The 15,158-nt window shown below is 55.7% G+C and carries 11 protein-coding genes; 9 read left to right on the top strand and 2 right to left on the bottom strand.

Annotated elements, in window-relative coordinates; translation table 11 throughout:
* The first annotated feature begins 131 nt into the window (after positions 1 to 131).
* The 4 genes from dnaN (at position 132) to GCN75_RS09480 (ending at position 7,792) form a co-directional block, all read left to right on the top strand.
* Complete coding sequence (gene dnaN, locus GCN75_RS09495; protein ID WP_034754341.1) at positions 132 to 1,238, top strand: DNA polymerase III subunit beta; 1,107 nt, start codon at positions 132 to 134, stop codon at positions 1,236 to 1,238.
* Positions 1,239 to 1,390: 152 nt separating this feature from the next.
* Positions 1,391 to 3,889: a DNA topoisomerase (ATP-hydrolyzing) subunit B gene (gyrB, locus tag GCN75_RS09490; protein WP_152282307.1), complete on the top strand. Its 2,499-nt coding sequence runs from the start codon at positions 1,391 to 1,393 to the stop codon at positions 3,887 to 3,889.
* Between the two features lie 427 nt (positions 3,890 to 4,316).
* The gene (locus GCN75_RS09485) at positions 4,317 to 6,476 is read left to right on the top strand and encodes an ATP-binding protein (protein ID WP_152282306.1); all 2,160 of its coding nucleotides are present in this window, start codon (positions 4,317 to 4,319) and stop codon (positions 6,474 to 6,476) included.
* Positions 6,473 to 7,792, top strand: coding sequence for a hypothetical protein (locus GCN75_RS09480; RefSeq protein ID WP_152282305.1), 1,320 nt, complete (start codon positions 6,473 to 6,475; stop codon positions 7,790 to 7,792). The genes GCN75_RS09485 and GCN75_RS09480 overlap by 4 nt, the downstream gene beginning before the upstream one ends.
* Before the next feature lie 30 nt (positions 7,793 to 7,822).
* Here GCN75_RS09480 and GCN75_RS09475 read toward each other — a convergent pair whose 3' ends face one another.
* A complete protein-coding gene (locus tag GCN75_RS09475) occupies positions 7,823 to 8,245 on the bottom strand; it encodes a very short patch repair endonuclease (protein WP_152282304.1) in 423 nt (140 codons plus the stop codon).
* A 48-nt stretch (positions 8,246 to 8,293) separates the two neighbouring features.
* Here GCN75_RS09475 and GCN75_RS09470 point away from each other — a divergent pair, with 48 nt between their 5' ends.
* The 3 genes from GCN75_RS09470 to GCN75_RS09460 all read left to right on the top strand — a co-directional run bounded on the left by GCN75_RS09470 (position 8,294) and on the right by GCN75_RS09460 (position 12,360).
* On the top strand, positions 8,294 to 9,934 hold the full coding sequence (locus GCN75_RS09470; RefSeq protein ID WP_226941224.1) for a DNA cytosine methyltransferase: 1,641 nt from the start codon (positions 8,294 to 8,296) through the stop codon (positions 9,932 to 9,934).
* 240 nt (positions 9,935 to 10,174) lie between these two features.
* Positions 10,175 to 11,095 (top strand): bifunctional helix-turn-helix transcriptional regulator/GNAT family N-acetyltransferase, encoded by a 921-nt coding sequence (locus GCN75_RS09465; RefSeq protein WP_152282303.1) that lies wholly within the window; start codon positions 10,175 to 10,177, stop codon positions 11,093 to 11,095.
* A gap of 203 nt (positions 11,096 to 11,298) precedes the next feature.
* The gene (locus GCN75_RS09460) at positions 11,299 to 12,360 is read left to right on the top strand and encodes a GGDEF domain-containing protein (protein ID WP_152282302.1); all 1,062 of its coding nucleotides are present in this window, start codon (positions 11,299 to 11,301) and stop codon (positions 12,358 to 12,360) included.
* Here the strand turns inward: GCN75_RS09460 and GCN75_RS09455 are convergent.
* Positions 12,357 to 12,707, bottom strand: a complete 351-nt coding sequence (locus tag GCN75_RS09455) for a hypothetical protein (RefSeq protein ID WP_152282301.1) — start codon at positions 12,705 to 12,707, stop codon at positions 12,357 to 12,359. The two genes, GCN75_RS09460 and GCN75_RS09455, sit on opposite strands and share 4 nt — an antisense overlap.
* 123 nt (positions 12,708 to 12,830) lie before the next feature.
* On the opposite strand from GCN75_RS09455, the gene GCN75_RS09450 reads away from it, so the two are divergent.
* Positions 12,831 to 13,835 carry a hypothetical protein gene (locus GCN75_RS09450; RefSeq protein ID WP_152282300.1) on the top strand — a complete coding sequence of 335 codons (1,005 nt, stop codon included), beginning with the start codon at positions 12,831 to 12,833 and terminating at the stop codon, positions 13,833 to 13,835.
* 171 nt (positions 13,836 to 14,006) lie between these two features.
* Positions 14,007 to 15,158, top strand: a complete 1,152-nt coding sequence (locus GCN75_RS09445; RefSeq protein ID WP_152282299.1) for an AI-2E family transporter — start codon at positions 14,007 to 14,009, stop codon at positions 15,156 to 15,158.

The following is a 15,158-nucleotide window of genomic DNA, read 5'->3' as shown; positions in this document are numbered from 1 at the left end:
GGCAAGACTGGCTCAAAACGTGCTTTACCCTTATTATCTGGGAGAGCGCCGCAGCTGGTCTGCCGGGGTTCCCCATGCAATGATTGTTAAATTACTACGTTAAACTTCATACCTATACATTGAGGATAAATATGCAATTGGTCAAAACCACCCGAGATACCCTTCTCCGGCCACTGCAGATCGTGAGCGGTATTGTCGAGCGTCGGCACACTATGCCGATTCTGGCCAATATCCTCATCCGCAAAGACGGTGAAAATGTCTCCTTCCTGTCGACCGACACCGAAGTGCAGATCACCACGCACGCGGAAATCGGCTCCGGCGCAGACGTCACGGGCACCACCGTGGCCGCGCGCAAGCTGCTGGACATTCTGCGCGCCCTGCCCGAATCGGGCGACGTCACGATGACCCTGCTGAACAAGCGCCTGACCGTGCAAACGGGCAAGTCGCGCTTCGCCCTGCAAACCCTGGCAGCGGAAGAGTTTCCAACCGTGCAACAAGCGGAAAGCTACAACGCGTCCGTCACCCTGCCCCAGAAAACCTTGAAGCACCTGTTCAACATGGTGCATTTCTCGATGGCGCAGCAAGACATCCGCTACTACCTGAACGGCTTGCTGCTGGTTCTGGATGGCAATAATGTGATCGCCGTGGCCACCGACGGCCACCGCCTGGCGTTTTGCCAGGTGGCCACCGAGCAGACATTTGCGCGCCAGGAAGTGATTATTCCACGCAAGACCATCATCGAACTGCAGCGCCTGCTGGAAGAGAACGATGAACCGGTGCAGCTGGACATCGCCGCCAACCAGGTGAAACTGACCTTTGCCGACATCGAGCTGATCTCGAAGCTGGTGGAAGGCAAGTTCCCCGACTACACGCGCGTGATTCCTAAAGGTTACAAGAACGACTTCACGATCGGCCGCGATGAGCTGCTGCGTTCGCTGCAACGTGCCGCCATCATGACCAGCGACAAGTTCAAGGGCGTGCGCTGCATCATCACCCCGGGCAGCATGAAGATCAGCTCGACCAATGCGGACCAGGAAGAAGCTGTCGAGGAACTGGAAATCGACTACGGCGGCGACTCCGTCGACATCGGCTTCAACGTGACGTATCTGCTGGACGTGCTGAACAACCTGAAATGCGAATACGTCAACATCGCGCTGGGCGATTCGAACTCGTCCGCACTGATTTCCATCCCTGACAACGCCGACTTCAAGTATGTCGTCATGCCGATGCGCATCTAAAGACCACAGCAGTGACGTAGGTCGGATTAGCGCAGCGTAATCCGACATGCTGAGCGCCATCTGTCGGGTTACGCCGTTCCGGCTAACCCGACCTACGGTCATCAGCCAGCAGCCCCGAATCAATCAGCAATCGTTATTTGAGAAAGCAGTCCATGTCCGAGAATCCACAAGACACCCCGATCCAGGCCAAAACGGAAGAATACGGCGCCGCCTCCATCCAGATCCTGGAAGGCCTGGAAGCCGTGCGCAAACGCCCGGGCATGTACATTGGCGACACCTCGGACGGCACCGGCTTGCACCATCTGGTATTCGAAGTGCTGGACAACTCCATCGATGAATCGCTGGCCGGCCACTGCACGGAAATCCACGTCACCATCCACAGCGACAATTCCATCTCGATCACCGACAATGGCCGCGGCGTGCCGACCGGCCTGAAAATGGACGACAAGCACGATCCGAAGCGTTCGGCGGCGGAAATCGTTATGACCGAGCTGCACGCGGGCGGCAAGTTCGACCAGAACTCGTATAAGGTCTCGGGCGGCTTGCACGGCGTGGGGGTGTCCTGCGTGAATGGCCTATCGAAATTGCTGAAACTGACCATCCGCCGCGATGGCAAGATTCACCACATGGAATTCGTGCGCGGCGTGCCGCAAGACCGCCAGATCGTCATGGTAGGCGACGTCGCCACCTCGCCGATCAAGGTCATCGGCGAAACGGACAAGCGCGGCACCGACGTGCATTTCTGGGCCGACGAAGAAATCTTCACGCACGTGGAATTCCACTACGAAATCCTGGCCAAGCGCATCCGCGAACTGTCCTTCCTGAACAATGGCGTCAACATCAAGTTGTCGGACCAGCGCACGGGCAAGGAAGAAGTGTTTGCCTTCGAAGGCGGCACGCGCGGCTTCGTCGAATACATCAACAAGGCCAAGTCGGTCTTGCATCCGACCATTTTCCAGGCCACGGGCGAGCGCCTGTCGGACCAGGGCACGAACATCACGGTCGACGTGTCGATGCAGTGGAACGATGCCTACAATGAACAGGTGCTGTGCTTTACGAACAACATCCCGCAACGCGACGGCGGCACCCACCTGACGGGTTTGCGCGCAGCCATGACGCGCGTGATCAACAAATACATCGATGAACACGAGTTCGCCAAAAAGGCGAAAGTGGAAATCAACGGCGACGACATGCGCGAAGGCTTGACCTGCGTGCTGTCCGTAAAAGTGCCGGAGCCGAAATTCTCGTCGCAGACGAAAGACAAGCTGGTGTCGTCCGAAGTGCGCGGCCCCGTCGAAGAGATCGTCGCCAAGACCCTGGCCGATTACCTGCAAGAAAAACCGAACGACGCCAAGATCATTTGCGGCAAGATCGTCGAAGCGGCGCGCGCGCGCGAAGCGGCCCGCAAGGCCCGCGACTTGACGCGCCGCAAAGGCATCATGGACGGCCTGGGCCTGTCGGCCAAGCTGGCCGACTGCCAGGAAAAAGACCCCGCCCTGTGCGAACTGTACATCGTCGAGGGTGACTCGGCAGGTGGCTCGGCAAAACAGGGGCGCGACCGCAAGTTCCAGGCGATCCTGCCGCTGCGCGGTAAGGTCTTGAACGTGGAAAAAGCCCGTTTCGAGAAAATGCTGTCGTCCGAGCAGATCACCACCCTGATCGCCACGCTGGGCACCTCGATCGGACCGGACGAATTCAACGTCGAGAAACTGCGCTACCACCGCATCATCATCATGACCGATGCGGACGTCGACGGCGCCCACATCCGTACCCTGCTGCTGACCCTGTTTTACCGCCAGATGCCGCAACTGGTCGAGCGCGGCCACATTTACATCGCGCAACCGCCGCTGTACAAGGTGAAGGCGGGCCGCGACGAGCGCTATCTGAAAGATGACGCCGAAGAAGCGAGCTACATGATGACGGTGGCCCTGAACACGGCCGTGCTGGTGCCGCGCGAAGGCGCGGATGGCATTTACGGCGATACCCTGACGGAACTGGTGCGCAAGTTCAACCTGTCGAACACCATCATGACGCGTCTGACGCGCGTCATCGACCGCGCCGCCCTGACGGCCATCATGACGGGCGTGCAGCTGGACCTGTCGACCCTGGACCTGGCGGAAACCTCCGCCCTGGCCCTGCAGACGGCCATCAACGACAGCGCCGTGCGCGTGCATGTGCGTTCCGACGACTTGTCGGAAAAACACAAGCTGCACATCGAGCGCATGCACCACGGTAACGTCAAAGTCACGGCCATCGACGCCGACTTCGTGCAAGGCCCGGACTACGCCGTGCTGAGCAGCGGCGCCGCCACCTTCGAAGGCTTGATCGGCGAAGGCGCGTTTGTCCGCCGCGGCGAAGGCGAGCGCATGAAGGAAATCGCCGTGGTTGACTTCCACCAGGCCATGCAATGGCTGCGCGACGAAGCCGAACGCACGGTATCGAAGCAGCGCTACAAAGGTCTGGGCGAAATGAACCCGGATCAACTGTGGGAAACGACGATGGACCCAACCGTCCGCCGCCTGTTGAAAGTGCAGATCGAAGACGCCATTGCGGCGGATCAAATCTTCACCACCCTGATGGGCGACGACGTGGAGCCACGCCGCGCGTTTATTGAAAACAACGCCTTGCGGGCGGGAAATATTGACGTGTAAGCAATATTTTGGATAATTGGGCGACACAGTGTGTCGCCTTTTTATAATCGGCCAGCCGCACTACCTGTACAGCACGTTCAGCGTATCAGGTAAAGTCTGGGAATGGTAACAGCGAGTCGAAGTGGCGATTAGGGCACGTCAGTATACATTCCGATACACCGGCCGGCCAGCATGACGGATCAAGCCCGTTAAGTTTACCCCATGGCGTCACGCAGTAATCTCGCTCAAAAAGGGATCGCGCTGCGTCAATTTTTTTGGCGTCGTATTCAAGGTCGGACAAGCTCTTTTTTATAAGGGCTCACCGGTGATGAAAGTAGAATTATTGTCTCAGGTCGGTCCGGCGGAGGGGACAATGCCCCGATGAGTTAATCAGCGGTGCTTATCCCTTTGCCTTGACCCGGGCTTTCCCATATACTAAGGATCACTCATGCCTAACAATGCCCACTCATTCCGACCCAAAGCACGCTTGCTAGTCCTTTTAGGAGATCAGCTGATTGGCAGCCCTCGTCTTGCACTTTTTGAGTTAGTCAAAAATGCGTATGACGCCGATGCTACGCACGTTTCACTAACACTAAATCTGGAGGCAGCGAATCCAAGTATTTTAGTTCGAGATGATGGTCATGGAATGTCATTTGAAGATATTCGAGACATATGGTTGGTGCCAGGCGCGGACCATAAACTCTTAGCTAAGCAGTCAAATCAGAGGTCTAAAATATTTGGGCGACTACCACTCGGGGAAAAAGGTTTAGGAAGATTTGCAGTTCATAAGTTAGGCGATATTATTAAGTTGATAACTCGCAAGCGCGGAGAAGACTACGAGTCTGTTGTTCAGATTGATTGGGAAGAACTGTCAAAACAGAATTTTTTGTCCGATGCTCAGGTTGTGATTGAAAAACGCTCACCAAAGACCTTTGAAGAAAAAACTTACGGAACAAGAATTTGGATCGGAAAACTACGCCAGAAGGACTGGACAAGAGGAGATGTTCGACGAATGTATCGTCAAGTTACCTCTATATGCTCACCTTTCGGCGGGCCTAGCGACTTTGAAGTTGATCTGAAAGTACCTGGTCGAGAAGACGATCTTGCGGGAATTCCGAGCTACCAAGATATCCTTGAACGTGCGATATGGCGATTCAAATTCGAGCTTAATAAGGACGGCGAATTTAGCTGGAAATATGAATTTGAAAATCGTCTAAAGGGAGTAAAGCTGGATGGACGAGTGGCTGATACCCACGCAACGCGATTGCTAGTTCGTGACAATACTCGGGATTTGATGGGCGACTCCACATCAGTAAGAGATAAGCGTATCTTAGTCGATGCTGCCTACTTGGATGGCATTGGCCCAATTTCAGGTGAATTTTATGTCTTCGACAGGGACAAAGAGGTTCTGGCGCGAATGCCAGAGACACAGCTTATCAAATTATTCCTAGATGAAAGTGGGGGCATTCGCGTTTATCGAGATGGGGTGCGCGTTTACAACTATGGTGAGCGCGGAGATGACTGGCTGGGATTAGACCTTCGTAGAATAAATGTCCCGGCGGCGCGTATAAGCCGGAACATTGTTGTCGGTGCGGTTCATTTGCATCAGCATTCGAGTAATGGTTTAACAGAGAAAACAAATCGTGAAGGATTCTCCGACTCGGATGCGTTGGAACGATTAAAAAAAGTAGTACTTGGTGCAATCTCAATATTTGAAATTGAGCGACGCGCAGATAAGGAATCTTTACGTAGAATTCTTAAAAGCGATACGCCAGAGCCTACTTATTCAATTAATGCACCTATCCATGACTTGCGTCGCCTTGCGAGCACACACAAACTTTCAAGTACCTTTGAACCAGTTATCGCTAGAATAGAGGCAGAGTTCACAAGTTTCCAAGAGACAATGTTGCAAGCCGGACTCTCGGGACTTGGGTTGGCGGTCGTTTTCCACGAAATTGAGCGAGGTGTACGAGTTCTTCACTCTGGGATGGAGAAGCAACTTCCAATTGAGCAACTGAAGGAACAGACGCAGTCACTTACAAAATTGTTTGACGGCTTCGCCGGTCTCTTGAGAAAGAACGATCGAGAAAAAATTAAGGTGTCAACGCTGGTTAAGCGTGCACGAGATATAAATCTTCTTCGGTTCTCATTTCATAAAATTAACTTGGTTTGCCCTCTTCTGGACGGAAAAGCTCAAGATCGTGAAATTTCTGTATCGCTAAGCCTAGTTTTGGGAGTGCTTAACAACTTATTAGACAATTCCTTCTATTGGTTACGAGTCAGATATCCAGAGAGTCAAGGTGAAACGCCTCCTTTCAAACGAAAAATTTTTATCACTACGTTTGAGTCCGAGGGCGGAGGATTTGGAATCGCTATAGGAGACAACGGACCAGGATTCGTTGATCCACCTGCTGCGCTGGTTCAGCCCTTTGTGACTAGAAGGCCTGAAGGTATGGGATTAGGGCTATATTACGCCAATCTCGTTATGGAACTTTCAAATGGCAGTATTCAATTCCCTGAAGCTGCTGATGTTGGCCTGCCACAAGAGGCTTCTGGAGCTGTCGTTGCATTAATTTTTGAAGAGAAAAAGAAAGGCGAAGTTAAATGATTCCACGTATCCGAGCGCTGGCTGTCGACGACGAGGACGATCACTTGAAGGCTATCCAAGAAGCCGCAACGAAGGCTGGCTTCGGATGTGTTCCGCTGCTATATCCTCGGGATACAAGCGCCGAGGAGTTAAGCTCAATGGCGTTTAACAATGCGCAAATTCGCATGATTATTACAGATTTGCATTTGGACCCAGCTGCGCAAACGCGCGGAAAGGATGCGAACTTTGGCATAATTGCAAATCTAATAAATCAGCTTAATCTTCCCGCGTGGACTCCCTATGTGTTGATCTTGTGGACTCAGTACCAACAGGATGCTGATGGGCTGGGCAACTATCTGGAACAGCGCCTGCCTAGTGAGAAGTTGCCTGGTTTTCTTCTTTCCTTGAACAAACAAGACTACAACATCCCAAGTGATAGTGTCGATCATGTGAAATTATTGAAAGATCTGCAAGAGAAGATCGGCGGGTCTCGTGGGGTCAACGTATTACTTGAATGGGAACGAGAAATTATTCAAGCAGCAGACAACGTTGTTCGAAAATTGCTGGAAGTTGCACGCAGCGGTAAAGAGAAAACCGTTTCTTTTGACGAAGAGCTGGATCGTGTTCTCAGCTCAATTGCTCAAACCGCGACGAGCAAAGGCTTTGCAAGCCAAAAGCCGCGGGCCGCTGCCAATGGAGGTTTATTACCTGTCCTTGTTGACGAAATGGAACATCTTACTTTAACGCAAGAACAAAATGCACTTTGGCATTCTGCGCTGGCGCGAGCTGCTGCTGGCAAAAAGACACCTCCGCTTGAAAAGGAAATTGCCCTGCTTAATGACGCGCTCCACATCTCGAAAGATGGGGTAACTAGCGGCAGTGATCGTGGAGCAGTTTTATTAAATTGGCATGATGCCGATTCATTCAAAGTCCTTTGGGGACTGGATATTTCTGAGTGTTTCAGTGCATTTTCCTTGGAAAAATGGCCAGAAATTTATTCCCTTAAATATTTACAAATCGAAGGGCTTTGCGACTCAACACAGCAGAAAAAGGGCGTTGTACCTTTCGTCTTAGCTTGCGAAGTTCTTGGGAATACTGAGGTAGTAGAGAAGCATCGACCGGCTTCTATTGAAATATCGCCGACTTACATTGGGACGGATGGAGATGAACGCAAGTTAGTTGTAAACCTTCGCTATTTTTTTACGACGGAACGAGAGGATGCGAAGAGTAGGAAGGCTGAGTATCGTGTCCGAGAATCATTGGTCAACAAGTGGGCATTTGCATGGGCTAACCATGCAATCAGGCCGGGTACTGTAGAGTTCCATTCTGCGAAATAACATCAGGAAAAAATGAGAAACGTCTGCGAGCTAATCAATGGCTTGGTGCGTGATTTCGCGAGCGAGCCGCTGAAGTCTGTCCAAGGGTTCGCGCTTAAGTTCACACTCCCAAACCACCAACACGCGCCATCCCATCACCTGCAACGCAGCCACATTCTTGGCATCCCTCTCCAAGTTGCCTTGAAACTTCGCTTTCCATCGTTCGGTATTCGATGCAGGCTGGGTCGCAAAACGACAGCCCGCGTGTCGATGCCAGAAACACCCGTGTACGAAAATCACTACATGGTATTTTGGCAGTACGAGATCGGGCGACCCAGGTAGTTCACGCGTGTGCAACCGATAACGGAAGCCCTGCGCATGAAGGTATTGGCGTACGAGCATTTCGGGTTTTGTATTTTTAGACTGAATCCCTGACATCATTCTCGACCGGGTAGCTGAATCGACTATGTCCATTTTTCCTGGTATCCTACGTGCCCACACGATTTTTTATTTAAGGCAAAGTTGCTCATCAAACAGAAAGCCAGTTTTACGGGAAATATTCCTATCGTTGACCTCTTTGCTGGGCCTGGAGGTCTTGGTGAAGGATTTTCGTCAGTAGAAAGTGACCCTTTCAGAATAATTGTATCGGCTGAAATGAGTTCCTCTGCGCACAGTACACTTCGTCTGAGGGCTTTCTATCGCCTACTCAAACGTCAAGGTGGGAATTCCATCGACTCTTATTATCGTTTCTGCAACGGTGAATCGGAATATCCGTACGACGAAACCAACCATGATGCATGGGTGGAGGCTGGGGAAGAAGCGCTACAACTGGAGCTGGGGAAGCCTCATGATAACGATGAGCTTGATCGAAGAATTTCCGCCCACGAGCTTGGTCCGGACACGCCATGGGTGCTGATCGGCGGCCCTCCATGTCAGGCGTACTCGATCGTGGGGCGGGCTCGCAACCGAAGCAACGTCGAATACCGTCCTGAAGAAGATCATCGTCATTTCCTCTACAAGCAATACCTGCGAATTATTCAAAAATACCGTCCTGCAGTGTTCGTGATGGAGAACGTAAAAGGCATTCTCACAGCAACTGTCGGTGGGAAAAAGATTTTCGAGACGATCCTTGAAGATCTTTCGGATCCCGATAAAGCAATGGAAATGCCGGCTTCCGGAAGTGGGTACCGCATCCATTCCCTTACGTGTGCAACCAAATATTCCGCCAAAGACTCTCCACGCAATATCGATGTACACGATTTCGTCATCAGGGCAGAGCAGCATGGAATACCGCAGGCACGGCACCGCGTGATTCTTATCGGTGTGCGCGAAGGCATCGGCTTGGGTATTCCCGCGCAGATCGAGAAAGCAGGTGAGGTTACAGTCGAGCAAGTCATTGGTTCTCTTCCCAAGCTGCGCAGCCGGCTGAGCAAAGAACCCGACTCGGATGAAGGCTGGGGCGACGTGGTGGCGAACCATTTCAGCGAGATGGCGCGTGAGGTGAGAGACGCCCATGGCGATGCTGGATTGCAGGAGGTGCTCAGGGAAGCATCTGTTTCGATCAAACGAGGACTCGGCACAGGTAGCAAGCAGCTTGGCATCCTGACGCAGGATGTAGAGAGTCCGGAATTGCTCGATGGCTGGTATCACGACCCGCAACTTGCTGTATGGTTAAACCATGATTCCCGTGGACACATGCGCACCGATCTGCGGCGCTATGCGTATGCGGCGGCGTTTGCTGACGCGTTTGGCTGGTCGCCGAAGGGACACGTCGAATTCTCACTGCAGGGATTGAGACCAAACCATGACAATTGGGAAACGGGCAAGTTCTCTGATCGCTTCCGTGTCCAGTTGCGCGGACGGCCAGCTACGACGGTCACAAGTCACATTTCCAAGGATGGTCACTACTTCATTCATTACGATCCAAAGCAGTGCCGAAGCCTGACTGTGCGGGAAGCAGCCAGGCTGCAAACCTTCCCGGACAACTATTTTTTTCAAGGGAATAGAACCGAACAGTTCCATCAGGTAGGAAATGCTGTCCCCCCCCTTCTCGCGAAAAAAATTGGAGACATTGTTTATGCTTTGTTGAGAGGCGCCAATGCTAGCGTCTGCCCCCCCTACGCAACAAGATATGTGGGAACAGGTTACTCGGCAGGAAGCTGATGCCTGATCACCAGCCCCCCTACGTGTGACAAAGTAAGTGAAAAAATCCTTATAAATCAATGGGCATGTTTGCAAGTTGTGTGGCACTCGACATAAGCAGCCTCCCTAATTTGCGTACCAGCCAAGGCGGCCCTCTTCAGGGCTGCTTTTTTTATGCACGCCAGTATCCTGCCGATAGATTGACATACTTGCTAAAAGCAATTAATAATCTGCCATAAGCAAGTAAATGGAGGTTGTTGCATGCAGGCAGATCAACTCAACGAACGCACGGAGATCGTGCGTCGCTTCAATCGTTTCTATACGCGCCAGATTGGCGTGCTGCATGAGCATTTGCTGGACAGTGCGTTTTCGCTGACGGAGGTGCGTATCCTGTATGAATTGGCGCACCAGGCGCAGCTGACCAGTGCAGACCTGTGCCGCGAGCTGGGCTTGAACGCGGGCTACCTGAGCCGTGTCATTGCCGGGTTCGAAAAGCAGGGGCTGATCGCCAAGACACGCTCACCGACGGATGCGCGCGCCGTGCAGTTGCAGCTGACCGAACAGGGACAGCGCACCCTCGCGCCCCTGGTTGACGCTTCGCGGCGCGAAGTGGCCGCCATGCTCGAGCGCTTGCCGCCGACGGCACAGCAGGAACTGGTCAATGCCATGGGACAAATCCAGGGCTTGCTGGGGGAACCATCGCCCAGCTATCTCCTGCGCAATCCGCAGCCGGGCGATATGGGCTGGATCATCCACCGGCAAGCCATGCTGTATGCGCAGGAATATGGCTGGAACAACGAGTACGAGGCGCTCGTTGCCGAGATCCTCGCCAAGTTCGTGCGGGAATTCGACCCCGCCCGTGAACGCTGCTGGATCGCCGAGAAGGACGGCAAGATAATCGGTTCCATCTTCATCGTGCGCCAAGACGACACGACGGCCAAGCTGCGCCTGCTGTATGTCGATCCCTGCGCGCGCGGCCTGGGCATCGGCAGCCGGCTGGTCGACGAGTGTCTGCGTTTCAGCCGCCAAGCGGGCTACACGAAAATGGTGTTGTGGACCAACAGCATTCTTACCGATGCGCGCCGCATCTACGACAAGGCCGGCTTCCAGCTGGTCGAGGAAGAGGCGCATCACAGCTTTGGCAAGGACCTGGTCGGCCAGGTGCTGGCGCGCGACCTGTGACGCCCCGCGCTGCCGCGCCGCCGCATGCCACTGTGGCGGCGGCAGGACACCGGCCGCCGTTTTCCTCGCCACTATCCCCATTGCGCCCAAGAAACCAGTACACTAGTTCCTGAGCGCAACTAATTTTGTGCGCGCGCCATGCCGCCTGCCGTTGCCGGGAGGTGTCCCTGCCGCAAGGCTTATTGTCTGCCTGGACAAATGCAATGTTCACTTCGCGCAGCCTCTCTCCTGCCTTCTATTACCTGTTCTTTTCGGGAGAACCGGAGCAGCAGCAGCGCTTTTTCAAGGAACTGCATTTCATTTCGATAGCCATCCTGACGTTTGGCCTGGCTTGCTGGCTGGTCACGTTCAGCCTGACCTTGCCGCGCGCGTCGCTCAATCATGCGCATGCGGCGCTGGGCGTGACGGGCATGCTGGTGGGGCTGGTGCTGACCGTGTATGCGAAATCGCTGCAAGCCATCATCGCCAGCGGCACCATCAGCGTGCTGTTCATCGGTTTCAGCTTTCGCGTGCTGATGCTGGGCACGGAAGACCCCGCTTTCTGGGTATTGCCGCTGGGCGTGATGATCACCCTGACGACGGCGCCCATCTTCAGCGGCATCGCGTATTACCTGGGCGTGTCGCTGTGCGTGTGGGCCATCCTGGGGCTGGGGCAGTTTCCCGTGCATGCGGGACAGGCCGACCAGCATTGGCCCGTGCTGGCCGTCACCATCAGCGTGATCATCGGCCTGGCGCTGAATATCTATTTTCTCGTCTTGCGCATCCACAACTACCGCGCGCAATGCGAACTGGCGACGATGGCCTACAAGGATGGCTTGACGGGACTGAACAATCGCCGCATGTTCACGCAAGGCGCGCGCACCTTGCAGCGCACGGCGCGCACGCCCGCGTATTTCCTGATGATCGACATCGATGACTTCAAGCAGATCAATGACGTGTACGGCCATGACGTGGGCGACGAGGTGCTGAAAAAAATCGCCGCCGTGATCGCGGGACTGTCGGGCGAGCACCTGTGCGGCCGCCTGGGCGGCGAGGAGTTTGCCGTCATTTACCTGGGCGAAAAGAATGCGGCCTGCGCCTTTGCCGCGCAGTTGGTCGACGGCGTCGAGGCGGCCTTCGTGCCGGAACGCAAGGTGTCCGTCAGCATCGGCATCGCGGAACTGATCAAGGAAGCGGACTTGTCGCACAGCTACCGGCGTGCCGACGAATCCTTGTACCAGGCCAAGAAGAACGGCAAGAACCGCTACGTGCTCAATGCCGCCTAGGCATGGCCGTCAAGCCTGGCATCGAGCAGCGCCAGCAAGGCTTGCGAGGAAATCTTCCAGGGATCGCGCTGCTCGGGATCGACCTCATGCCAGCTGTCCTGGGCCCCGATCTTGAGAATGCTCAAGGGAATATCCTTGCTCTCAAAAAACGCCAGCATGCGGCGGAGTAAGCGGCTCACTTTGGCGTGCTCGTCCGTATACAAAGGGCCGGTATAGAAACAGCCCTTCTCTCCCATGCGCAACATGTTGGCCGCGCTGACGCGCGAGCGGCCCACGTACTTGTGCACGAACTCGGTCACGACCTCATCGTCGACGGGAATACTGCAGGAAACGGTGATCTGGGCCATGACAATACGAACGGTGATTCAATAGCCAAGCTTAGCAGAAAGAGTTTCATTCCTGAAATGCTAAGATCGCGGCCCGCGCACGCCGGCAACCGCACCGGCATGGCGTCTCGACAAGGACAGTCATTGAACACCCGCACTCGTTTCATCTTGCCCCTGCTGTCGCTATGCGCGGCCCTGGGCGCGCCTGCCATGGCGCAAACGCCAGCAGCCGAGGGCGCCGCCTTCGCGGCCGCCACCGTGCCCGTGCCGTCGCCGCCCCTGCGTTTGAGCGCGCATCCCGAAATCCGCGCCGACGTCTTTAAACTGCTGGGCTACGCGCGCGGCAGCTATACGCAGGGCAACACCCTGATCGCGCGCCAGGTGCTCGACAGCATGCAGTCGCTCGACGACATCACGCGCACCATGCTGCCCGACGGGCGCTCCGTGCTGGCCTCCATCGATGCCGGCACGCACGGCGCATGGCGCGCCGCCATGCTGTTCGACCCGCAACGCAAGCTGTTGGCCTTGGGCCTCGTCAACGGCCATTGCCAGGCCGCCATCGGCGACGCCGCCCCCGCTTGCCTGCCGCGCACGCACGCCGTACTGACGGTGTTCCTGCCGCCGGGCGCACAGGACGCGATGGCCGCGCCGCTGCTGGTGTGGGCGCGGCAGCTGCCGGCCATGCTGGCACAGGCTGCGCCGGAGCGGCGGCAAAGCATTGCTGCGGTGGAATACATCACTACCCGCCCCGGCCAGCCCGGCTGGGAACCACGCGACGTGCCGCCCGGCTTTCCCGCCAGCTTGCTGCATTTGCTGCTGCCGAATGCGGAACGCAATAGCAGCTCCAGCGGCGGCAAACGCATCGCGCCGGCGGGCCTCGCGGGTTTGCCCATGCGCACGCCCACGGAAGCGACCGAGGCGGGGGACGGGCCCATGCCCGACGCCAGCATCACCCTGCACAGCTATGCCGATTTCCACTGGGTGCTCAACACTTATGCCAAGCTGGCCAAGGGCGCGCAAGTGAAGGGCCATGACGACAAGGTCGTGTTCACCGGCAACGATACGAGCGGCCGCTACACGGTCACCCTGCGCGAGCCGGACAAGGAAAACGGCGTGCTCATCACCGTGGCCAGTTGGCGGAAAGAATAGGCGAAAGCAGCATGCGGACAGGGGAAAGCATTGCCATTACGCACAGGAGCATGGCATTTTGGCATTTTGCGGTATGATTTCCGGCCGTGCGGCGCGGCCCGATCCCTGCCTTGCCCACCCCGCCCTACAAGCCAGCCACGCTTGCGTAGCATTCTGCCCTAAGGAATTCATATGTTCGGTTTTAACTTGCGCGTTGCCAAGATGGTGTGGACGGCTTTCCTCATCGCCTTCCTGCTGTTTCTCACCTACAAGGTCTCGTCGACCCTGATCGTGGTGGTCTTTGCCATTTTCTTCAGCTACCTCGTGTATCCGCTGATCGGGCTGCTGGAGCGGTATGGGCCGAAGCGTTTGCCGCGCACGGCCAATATCGGCATCGTCTTCCTCGTGGTGATCTTGCTGGTGGCGATACTGGGTTCCATCTTCGGCGCCCGCATCGAGGAAGAGGCGATCAAACTCAGCGATCAGTTGCCAACCCTGCTCAAGGGCAACAACTTTGCCGAACGCATTCCTTTGCCGGAATTCATGGAACCGTTGCGCGCGCGCCTGCTGTCGTTCATGCAGACGCAGCTGAGCAGCGGTTCGGGACAAGCGATGCCGCTGGCGAAAGAACTGGGCTTGACCGTCATGCATGCGGCCAGCAACCTGATCTATCTGGTGCTGGTGCCCGTGCTGAGCTTTTTGCTGATCAAGGAAGGACCGGACATGCGCGACGGCTTGCTGTCCCTGCTGAACCGTCCGAACAAGAAACTCTGGGGCGCCATCATCGACGACCTCGACATCTTGCTGTCGCGCTATGTGCGCGCCCTGCTGCTGTTGTCGATCGCCACTTTTGTGTCCTACAGCATTGCCTTTTCCCTGATGGGCGTGCCGTACAGCCTGCTGCTGGCCGGCGCCGCGGCCTTGCTGGAATTCATTCCGTTTGCCGGCCCGCTGGCCGCCGCCGTCATCGCCGTCGTCGTGGCCGGCTTCAGCGGCTTCGAGCACGTGTTCTGGCTGATCGGCTTTATTGCCGCCTACCGTTTGTTCCAGGATTACGTGGTCAACCCGTACTTGATGAGCGAAGGCGTGGAAGTGAGCCCGCTGATGGTGATCGTGGGCTTGCTGGCCGGCGACCAGCTGGGCGGCGTGGTGGGCATCTTCCTGTCCGTGCCCGTGATGGCGGCCATCAAGATCGTCTTCGTGCGCGCGCGGGCGGCCTTGCAAGCACGCCATGATGCGCTGGAGAAAGCGGAACAGGCGGCAGAAGAAGCGCGCGCCCAGGCTCTGGCCGAGGCGGCGCGATTGCAGGAACAGGGCAGCAAGGCTACCCTGGAAGCGCCGTAA

The sequence above is a fragment of the Janthinobacterium violaceinigrum genome (genome assembly GCF_009208555.1).
Taxonomy (GTDB): Bacteria; Pseudomonadota; Gammaproteobacteria; order Burkholderiales; family Burkholderiaceae_D; genus Janthinobacterium; species Janthinobacterium violaceinigrum.
This window is presented reverse-complemented; position numbering and strand designations above follow the sequence as displayed.

What these genes read in the sequence shown, in the direction of transcription:
- gyrB (WP_152282307.1), top strand. Translation starts at nt 1,391, where the DNA reads ATGTCCGAGAATCCACAAGACACCCCGATCCAGGCCAAAACGGAAGAA.
- dnaN (WP_034754341.1), top strand. Translation starts at nt 132, where the DNA reads ATGCAATTGGTCAAAACCACCCGAGATACCCTTCTCCGGCCACTGCAG.
- GCN75_RS09485 (WP_152282306.1), top strand. Translation starts at nt 4,317, where the DNA reads ATGCCTAACAATGCCCACTCATTCCGACCCAAAGCACGCTTGCTAGTC.
- GCN75_RS09455 (WP_152282301.1), bottom strand. Translation starts at nt 12,707, where the DNA reads ATGGCCCAGATCACCGTTTCCTGCAGTATTCCCGTCGACGATGAGGTC.
- GCN75_RS09445 (WP_152282299.1), top strand. Translation starts at nt 14,007, where the DNA reads ATGTTCGGTTTTAACTTGCGCGTTGCCAAGATGGTGTGGACGGCTTTC.
- GCN75_RS09475 (WP_152282304.1), bottom strand. Translation starts at nt 8,245, where the DNA reads ATGGACATAGTCGATTCAGCTACCCGGTCGAGAATGATGTCAGGGATT.
- GCN75_RS09480 (WP_152282305.1), top strand. Translation starts at nt 6,473, where the DNA reads ATGATTCCACGTATCCGAGCGCTGGCTGTCGACGACGAGGACGATCAC.
- GCN75_RS09465 (WP_152282303.1), top strand. Translation starts at nt 10,175, where the DNA reads ATGCAGGCAGATCAACTCAACGAACGCACGGAGATCGTGCGTCGCTTC.
- GCN75_RS09460 (WP_152282302.1), top strand. Translation starts at nt 11,299, where the DNA reads ATGTTCACTTCGCGCAGCCTCTCTCCTGCCTTCTATTACCTGTTCTTT.